The following is an 8,013-nucleotide window of genomic DNA, read 5'->3' as shown; positions in this document are numbered from 1 at the left end:
CGAGGTTGTTCCGACTGCTCAGCGTGTCGGGGTGAGTGTCACCCAGCACCCGCACACGCTGAGCAAGAGTGACCTCAAACAACGGAACCGCCCGCTCAAGATCCCCCGCATCCTGGTAGGCGCTGGCGAGGTTGTTGCGGCTGCTCAGCGTGTCGGGGTCAGTGTCACCCAGCACCCGCTCGTACTGGGCGAGAGTGGCCTCAAACAACGGAACCGCCCGCGCAAGATCCCCCGCATCCTGGTAGGCACCGGCGAGGTTGTTCCGGCTGGTCAGGGTGTCGGGGTGGGTGTCGCCCAGCACCCGCTCGCACTGGGCGAGAGTGGCCTCAAACAACGGAACCGCCCGCTCAAGATCCCCCGCATCCTGGTAGGCACCGGCAAGGTTGTTCCGGCTGCTCAGCGTGTCCGGGTGGGCGTCGCCCAGCACCCGCTCGTGCTGGGCAAGGGTGACCTCAAACAACGGAACCGCCCGCGCAAGATCCCCCGCATCCCGGTAGGCGCCGGCGAGATCGTTCCGGCTGACCAGCGTGTCGGGGTGGGTGTCGCCCAACACCTGCACACACTGAGCAAGGGTGGCCTCAAGCAGCGGAACAGCTCGCGCTCTCTGCCCAGCCTGCCGGGCTTGGATGACCGCGCGGTCGAAGAGGTCGATGGTGGTGTCAGTGGCGCTGGCAGGTGGGAGGTTGGCGGCAAGGGCGGTGATGTGGGGCATCAGTTCTTCCCACTGCCGCATGGTAGCCGTCAAGGGGTCTCCGGACGGGGGGAGGGACGCCAGGAGGGCCTGTTCGGCAGCGGTTCTGCCCGTGGCGGGGTGGCTGGTGCCGGGAGCGGGTGTGCGCAGCACGACTTGTAGGAGGCGGTGCACGCTGAAGGTGGGGCCGGAAAGCGTGATCATGTTGTAGGCGTGCAGGACGCCGAGTGCTTCGTCTACCGCGTCGTCGGCCTCGTCCGTGTCTGAGGCGAGGGGGGTCAGGAGTGTGCGGGGGATGTTGTCCGGGGCGAGCCAGGCGGCGGCGTTGAGGAGCGTCACTGCCAGCGGATCACGCTCGCGGATGGCCTTGAGAGACTGGTTCCAGACGCGGGCCACGGTGCGCTCGGGGTCGGTGCCCTCGGAGTGCTTGGACAGCATCCGTGGCAGCGCCCTCCGGTACGCGGCGATTTCCTTACCGGTCTGGTGAAGGTAGGCGCCGGCCTGCTCCAGGGCCAGCGGCAGGTATCCGAGTTCCTCGGCAAGAGCCTCGGCTTCCTCACGCTGCTCCGGCGTGGATGTCCGTCCGCCGTACGCGATCCTGCACAAAAGGTCGGCGGACGCAGCGGGGTCGAGAAGGTCCAGGGGCAGGGTGGGGCCGATCGTGTGCCAGCCGGTGGCCTTGCGGCTGGTTGCCAGATGGTGCCCTCCGGGCAGGGAACCGAGGTACGGGCGCAGTTGGTCGGGGTGTTCGACGTTGTCGAAGACCAGCAGCCAGCCCGGATGCCATTGCAACCAGGCCACCGCCCATGCCGTACGCTCCTCAGCCGTAGCGCCGCAGGCCCAGTGCGGGCACAACCGGGTTGCCAGCGCGGCGAGTCCGGCCTCGATCAGTTCCGGGCTCTCGGCGTTGATCCACCACACCAGGGTGTAGGCATCCCGGTATCGGACCGCGTAGTGCAGGGCCAACGTGCTCTTACCGATACCGCCCAGACCGTGAACCGCGCCTGTCTGCGTCACCGCCGCGTCACCCGACTCCGTGAGCATGCAACGCAGCCGATCCAGCGCGACCTCGCGGCCGACGAACACCCCCGAAGCCGACCCAGGAAGATTGACCGTGTTCGGCGGTGCCTTCACCTCCCTTGCCCAGTGCTCTGCCTGGGGCGGCAGGTTCACGAAACGGACATCACCCGACACCGCGAGCCCGATCGACTGTGCGCCGATCGACCGCTCACCCGACGCCTCGATGTCAGTTCCATCAGGAACGGCACCCGGCATAGTCACGGCCGCAGGGTGGCGTTGTCTCCAGTGATCGCCGTGGCGATGTGCTGCGCGGCGATGGACCGCTCACCCGACGCCGTCACCGACACCGACTGCCCGGCAGGCAACAAGGCTGCCAACTCCGCCAGAAGTTCGGCATCCTCACGCAACGCGCGCTTGATCTGCTGACGCAACGCCGCCGCAGCATCCGCATCATCCGGCTCCTCAGCCGCATCACGCACGGCCGCCTCCAACTCAGCACGCCCCTGCTCACCCCGCCGCCGCCAAACGACATCCAGAAACCGTCGCCCCACGTTCGCCGTGGCATCAACAGCAGCGTCCTCAGCCCGCGCCAACACCCCCACGCCGTAGGCGCCCAAAGCTGCCGTCAGATACGGTCCTGCCTGGTCCACCAAAGCAGCGATCTCAGCACTCATCCCCGGGCTCCCCGTCTTCCTGCAACCTCAACCAGTCCAGTCTGGCTCACCAGCACCGGCTTCCGAGCAGGATGACGAGCTAATCGCGAAGCTCACCCATCGAACCTACGGAAACCAGCCAGCCGCCTCCAGTTCCCAACCCCGTCGGCATCCCGACCGGCTCACAGAGCAACCGACAGCCACTCGGCACAAAACAAGCTGGACATACAGGAGGGTCCCACCCGCTTGAGCAGGTGGGACGGAGGGTGCGGCCCGCGACGGACATCCCGACCCCCGTCATGCAGGCCGAAACGTCAACACGGTCCCGCCTCGATCCAGTCGGCACGTCCCAGCGCCTGACACCGCGAGCGGCCCCACCAGCAGTACCTTTCGCGCAACATTAACGGCTACTGCGGGCTCGGCGGCACCGGCGTCTCCTGCCCGATCGGCGTGGCACCGGCCGACGGGTAAGCGTAGGGCTCGTACGACTTTTGGCGGCTCTGCGAGCCGTTGAACATGCCGAGCGCAGGCGGCTATCTCTCTTGGGCTGCCTTCGCTCTTGCGAGGTTGTTCCGGCTGATCAGGGTATTGGGGTGAGTTTCGCCGAGCACCTGCTCGTACTGGGCAAGGGTGGCCTCAAGCAGCAAAACGGCCCGCGCAAGATCCCCCGCCTCCTGGTAGGCGAGGGCGAGGTTGTTCCGGCTGATCAGGGTATTGGGGTGAGTTTCGCCGAGCACCTGCTCGTACTGGGCAAGGGTGGCTTCAAACAGCGGCACGGCCCGCGCAAGATCCCCCGCCTGCCGGTAGGCGCTGGCGAGGTTGTTCCGGCTGATCAACGCGCCGGGATGGGTCTCACCCAGCACCTGCACACGCTGGGCGAGGGTCGCTTCAAACAGCGGAACAGCCCGCGCAAGATCCCCCGCATCCTGGTAGGCGAGGGCGAGGTTGTTCCGGCTGATCAGCGCGCCGGGATGGGTCTCACCCAGCACCTGCACACGCTGGGCGAGGGTCGCTTCAAACAGCGGAACGGCCCGCGCAAGATCCCCCGCCTCCCGGTAGGCGCCAGCGAGGTTGTTCCGGCTGATCAACGTGTCGGGATGGGTCTCACCCAGCACCTGCACACGCTGGGCGAGGGTCGCTTCAAACAGCGGAACAGCCCGCGCAAGATCCCCCGCATCCCGGTAGGCGCTGGCGAGGTTGTTCCGGCTGATCAACGTGTCGGGATGGGTCTCACCCAGCACCTGCTCGTACTGGGCGAGGGTGACCGACAGGAGGGGAATGGCCCGCGCAAGATCCCCCGCATCCTGGTAGGCGTTGGCGAGGTTGTTCCGGCTGATCAACGTGTCGGGATCGGTGTCGCCGAGCATCTGCTCGTACTGGGCGAGGGTGGCTTCAAACAGCGGAACGGCCCGCGCAAGATCCCCCGCCTCCCGGTAAGCGTCGGCGAGGTTGTTCCGGCTGATCAACGTGTCGGGATGGGTGTCGCCCAGCACCTGCTCGTACTGGGCGAGGGTGACCGACAGGAGGGGAATGGCCCGCGCGCTCTGCCCAGCCTGCCGGGCTTGGATGGCAGAGCGGTCGAAGAGCTTGATGGTGGCGTCTGTGGCGCTGGCTGGTGGGAGGTTGGTGGCGAGTGCGGTGATGTGGGGCATCAGTTCTTCCCACTGCCGCGTGGTAGCCGTCAAGGGACCTCCGGACGAGGGAAGGGACACCAGGAGGGCCTGTTCAGCAGCGGTTCTACCCGTGGCGGCGTGGTCAGTTCCGGGAACGGGCATACGCAGTACGGCTTGCAGGAGGCGATGCACGCTGAAGGCAGCGCCCGAGAGCGTAACCATGTTGTAGGCGTGCAGAACGCCGAGTGCTTCGTCTACCGCGTCGTCGGCCTCGTCCACGTCTGAGACGAGGGGTATCAGGAGTGTGCGGGGGATGTTGTCCGGGGCGAGCCAGGCGGCGGCGTTGAGGAGCGTCACGGCCAGCGGATCACGCTCACGGATGGCCTGGAGAGACTGGTTCCAGACGCGGGCCACGGTGCGCTCAGGGTCGGTGCCCTCGGAGTGCTTGGACAGCATCCGTGGCAGCGCCCTCCGGTACGCGGCGATTCCCTTACCCGTCTGGTGAAGGTAGGCGCCGGCCTGCTCCAGGGCCAGCGGCAGGTACCCGAGTTCCGCGGCAAGAACCTCGGCTTCCCCACGCTGCTCCGAGGTCGGTGCCCATCCGCCATAGGCGATCTCGCACAAGAGGTCGGCGGACGCAGCGGTGTCGAGAAGGTCCAGCGGCAGGGTGGGGCCGATCGCGTGCCACCCGGTGGCCTTGCGGCTGGTCGCCAGATGATGCCCTCCGGGCAGGGAACCGAGGTACGGGCGCAAGCGGTCGGGGTGTTCGACGTTGTCGAAGACCAGCAGCCAGCCCGGATGCCACTGCAACCAGGCCACCGCCCACGCCACACGCTCCTCAGCCGCAGCGCCGCAGGCCCAGTGCGGGCACAACCGGGTTGCCAGCGCTGCAAGTCCGGCCTCGATCAGTTCCGGACTCTCGGCGTTGATCCACCACACCAAGGTGTAGGCATCCCGGTATCGGACCGCGTAGTGCACGGCCAACGTGCTCTTACCGATACCGCCCAGCCCGTGAACCGCACCTGTCTGCGTCACCGCCACGTCACCCGAACCCGTGAGCATGCAACGCAGCCGATCCAGCGCATCCTCCCGGCCGACGAACACCCCCGAAGCCGACCCAGGAAGATTGGCCGTACTAGGCGGCGCATCCACCTCCTTCGCCGACTGGGCCACTTGAGGTGGCAGCACCGTAAACCGGGCATGGTCGCCCGACACCGCGACGCCGATCGACTGCGCGGCAAGCGCTCTCTCGCCCGATGCCTCAGCGCCAGGAGGCTCGGGGACATCACCCGGCATGGTCACGGCCGCAGGGTGGCATTGTCTCCGGTGACCGCCGTGGTGATGTGCTGCGCGGCGATGGACCGCTCACCCGACGCCGTCACCGACACCGACTGCCCGGCAGGCAACAAGGCCGCCAAATCCGCCAGAAGTTCGGCGTCTTCACGCAACGCGCGCTTGATCTGCTGACGCAACGCCGCCGCAGCGTCCACGTCATCGGGCTCCTCAGCTGCATCGCGCACGGCCGCCTCCAGCTCAGCGCGCCCCTGCTCACCCCGCCGCCGCCAAACGACATCCAGGAACCGTCGCCCCACGTTCGCCGTGGCATCAACAGCAGCATCCTCAGCCCGCGCCAACACCCCGACACCATAGGCACCCAAAGCCGCCGTCAGATACGGACCCGCTTGATCCACCAAAGCAGCGATCTCAGCACTCATCCCCGGACTCCCCGTCCTCCTGCGACCTCAACCAGTCCAGTCTGGCTCACCAACACCGGCTTCCGAGCAGGATGACGAGCAAATCGCGAAGCTCACCCATCGAACCCACGGAAACCAGCCAGCCACAAGCTGGCCATACAGGAGAATCCCACCCACTTGAGCAGGCGGGATGAAGGGTGCGGCCTGCGAGTGACATCCCGACCTCCGCCATGGAGGTCGAAACGTCAGCACGGTCCCGCCTCGACACCAGCTGGCACGGCCCAGTGCCTGTCGCCGCGAGCGGTCCCACCAGCAGTATTTGGACAAGAACCCGGCGGGCTACTGCGGCATCGGCGGCACGGGGGTCTCGTGCCCGATCGGGGTGGCTCCGGCGGAGGGGTGAGCCGGGCGGCGGCGCCTACGGCGTGGGGTACGTCCAGGTCGAGTGCGCCGAGGAACATGACGCGTCCGAGCGAAGCCACGGCGACACATCGACCGCCAGGACCAGGCGCCCGCCGTTGAAACGCGGCAGCGACAGGCCGGCCAGCACCGCCCGCACACAGCAACGCGTCGGTGAGTTAGAACAACTCGTCACGCCGGGCGGTCAGACACTCGTAGAACTCGCCCCGGAAGCGTGACGCTTCCCTCCGGACAGCATCAGGCAGCAGACTCACCCTCACGGCCTTCGTCGTGGTCACGTGCACCTTGGTCGGAGCACATGATCAGACGAAGGCCGCCCCCACGTCCGGCGAACCCCCAGGTGAGCGACGCAGTTCGAGGCCCATTTCGACACCGGACCCTCCGCGATGCCAATAGCTGAGGACGACGTCAGCCAGCAAACCGGCCAAAACCCTAGGCGCCCACCGTGCCTTGCACGAATCGCCGAATGTGCGTACGCACGGCGTCAGGCTGCTCCAGCCAGGGCTCGTGCCCAGCGCCCTCGATCCGCCTCAGCGGAAGATCGAGCCGGAGCGCGAGTGATTCAAGAGCCGACACAGGGCGGGGATCGTCGGCCCCACCAAGGAGCTCCGCTCGCGGGGGCAGGCACGCGCGCAACTCGGCCAGATGCGCATCGAGCGGGTCCGCGCGTCCTTGCCTGCCAAGTTCACCGTTCATGGTCCAGTTGACGGGGCGACGATGTCGGCCGCTCTGCGCGGCCCAGTGCCACCCGCGTTCGGGATCGGCGTGGTCGGTGAACCAGGCCAGCGTGAGCAGCTCGACTTCCTGTTCCTCCGTGCGGTCCGGCAATTCCTCCAAAGCGCGGAGCCGCTCCTGCTGTACTGCGGACATACGGCGATCGCGCTCCGCTCGGTCCCCTGAGCGCCAATCACCGACGAACGGCCCGCACATCAGCAGCATCGCGGCAACCCGGTCACGGTGCGCCAGGCAGAACCGGCTCGCCAGGTCGGTGCCATAGGAATGTCCAATCAGCACGGCCTTGGACACGTTCCATGCGTCGAGCAGCTCGGCGAGATCGTCGACATGCCGGGCGAGGGAATGGCGCCCCCGCCACGGCGACCGGCCCGTGCCGCGCTGGTCGTACCGGTACACGGGCGCAAGGTCCGCGACCATGGCGGCGACATCGCCCAGGTAGTCCGGCAGACCCGGACCGCCATGGAGCATGACTACGGGCGGCTGCCGGGTGGTGTCTCCCAGCGCTGTCCAGCGCAACTGAGCCTCGTCCGTCAACGACACGAGGCCCTGCGTCTCCATCAAGGTCACTGCGGAGAACCTACCGGTCTCTCTGAGTCCCTGCCAAAGGTTGAAGAACAAGCTTCGAGGCTGTCCTGGAACTCCTTGAGCAAGTTCAGTTCGGGGACGGGAGAGTACGCGTCGCTCACGAGGACTCCTTCGAGGGGGCGGTGACCGGGTAGCGAGGACGCTATGCGCAGGGTCCGGCACCGCACGTTCGGGAGGCCGACGGCGCGATCTGCGGGTGTGGGGTCTGTGACCGGCCTGACCGTCAGACCGGTCGCAGCATCACGATTTCAACCTCAGCAACCTGCTGGAACGACCACCGGAGAGACGGTCAGCGGGCGCCAGGTCCCGCCTTCACATCAGCGATGAACGCCGACCAGCTGCGACCGCTGAAGGCGACAACGGGTCCGAGATTCTTGCTGTCGCGGACCGGAACCGTGCTGCTGTGCGTGATCGCCACCTCTACGCAGGCTGCCGGGACGCCTCGCTGTCCCGCACCGGCACGAAGCCGGAAGCCCCGCCCACCTCGACGCAGTCGCCACCCGTGCCGCTGCAGGTCCAGCTGCGACGGCTCTCGCCGGGCACCGACTGCCGCTGCCGACAGCTCGATGCCCTGGCGAACCACGTCGCCTGCCAGCGGCGCG

Annotated in this window: 7 protein-coding genes and 3 pseudogenes; 2 read left to right on the top strand and 8 right to left on the bottom strand. The window is 67.4% G+C overall.

Features of this window, described 5'->3' with window-relative positions; genetic code table 11:
* Positions 1–1,966: tetratricopeptide repeat protein (locus tag ACFYY7_RS32780; RefSeq protein WP_388667475.1), on the bottom strand; the 1,966-nt coding region annotated here is incomplete at its 3' end.
* Positions 1,967–1,968: 2 nt separating this feature from the next.
* The gene (locus ACFYY7_RS32775; protein WP_388667461.1) at positions 1,969–2,385 is read right to left on the bottom strand and encodes a hypothetical protein; all 417 of its coding nucleotides are present in this window, start codon (positions 2,383–2,385) and stop codon (positions 1,969–1,971) included.
* A gap of 345 nt (positions 2,386–2,730) precedes the next feature.
* Between ACFYY7_RS32775 and ACFYY7_RS32770 the strand changes: the two are divergent.
* Positions 2,731–2,835, top strand: a pseudogene (locus tag ACFYY7_RS32770) (peptide-methionine (S)-S-oxide reductase); the annotation flags it as partial.
* 62 nt (positions 2,836–2,897) lie between these two features.
* On the opposite strand, the gene fxsT reads toward ACFYY7_RS32770, so the two are convergent.
* Both fxsT and ACFYY7_RS32760 read right to left on the bottom strand, forming a co-directional pair.
* Entirely contained in the window at positions 2,898–5,273 is a 2,376-nt protein-coding gene (fxsT, locus tag ACFYY7_RS32765) for an FxSxx-COOH system tetratricopeptide repeat protein (protein ID WP_388667474.1), read from the bottom strand.
* A 2-nt stretch (positions 5,274–5,275) separates the two neighbouring features.
* Positions 5,276–5,692, bottom strand: coding sequence for a hypothetical protein (locus ACFYY7_RS32760; RefSeq protein WP_388667460.1), 417 nt, complete (start codon positions 5,690–5,692; stop codon positions 5,276–5,278).
* A gap of 277 nt (positions 5,693–5,969) precedes the next feature.
* Between ACFYY7_RS32760 and ACFYY7_RS32755 the strand changes: the two are divergent.
* Positions 5,970–6,074 (top strand): annotated as a pseudogene (locus tag ACFYY7_RS32755) (peptide-methionine (S)-S-oxide reductase); the annotation flags it as partial.
* A gap of 48 nt (positions 6,075–6,122) precedes the next feature.
* Here ACFYY7_RS32755 and ACFYY7_RS32750 read toward each other — a convergent pair.
* The 4 genes and pseudogenes from ACFYY7_RS32750 to ACFYY7_RS32735 form a co-directional block, all read right to left on the bottom strand.
* A pseudogene (locus ACFYY7_RS32750) lies at positions 6,123–6,345 on the bottom strand (transposase); the annotation flags it as partial.
* A gap of 178 nt (positions 6,346–6,523) precedes the next feature.
* Positions 6,524–7,384: an alpha/beta fold hydrolase gene (locus ACFYY7_RS32745; protein WP_388667473.1), complete on the bottom strand. Its 861-nt coding sequence runs from the start codon at positions 7,382–7,384 to the stop codon at positions 6,524–6,526.
* A 316-nt stretch (positions 7,385–7,700) separates the two neighbouring features.
* Positions 7,701–7,829 (bottom strand): DUF397 domain-containing protein, encoded by a 129-nt coding sequence (locus ACFYY7_RS32740; RefSeq protein WP_388667459.1) that lies wholly within the window; start codon positions 7,827–7,829, stop codon positions 7,701–7,703.
* Positions 7,830–7,831: 2 nt separating this feature from the next.
* Positions 7,832–7,954 carry a DUF397 domain-containing protein gene (locus ACFYY7_RS32735; protein ID WP_388667458.1) on the bottom strand — a complete coding sequence of 41 codons (123 nt, stop codon included), beginning with the start codon at positions 7,952–7,954 and terminating at the stop codon, positions 7,832–7,834.
* Positions 7,955–8,013: the final 59 nt, after the last annotated feature.

Source organism: Streptomyces sp. NPDC001933 (genome assembly GCF_042890955.1).
GTDB lineage: Bacteria > Actinomycetota > Actinomycetes > Streptomycetales > Streptomycetaceae > Streptomyces.
This window is presented reverse-complemented; position numbering and strand designations above follow the sequence as displayed.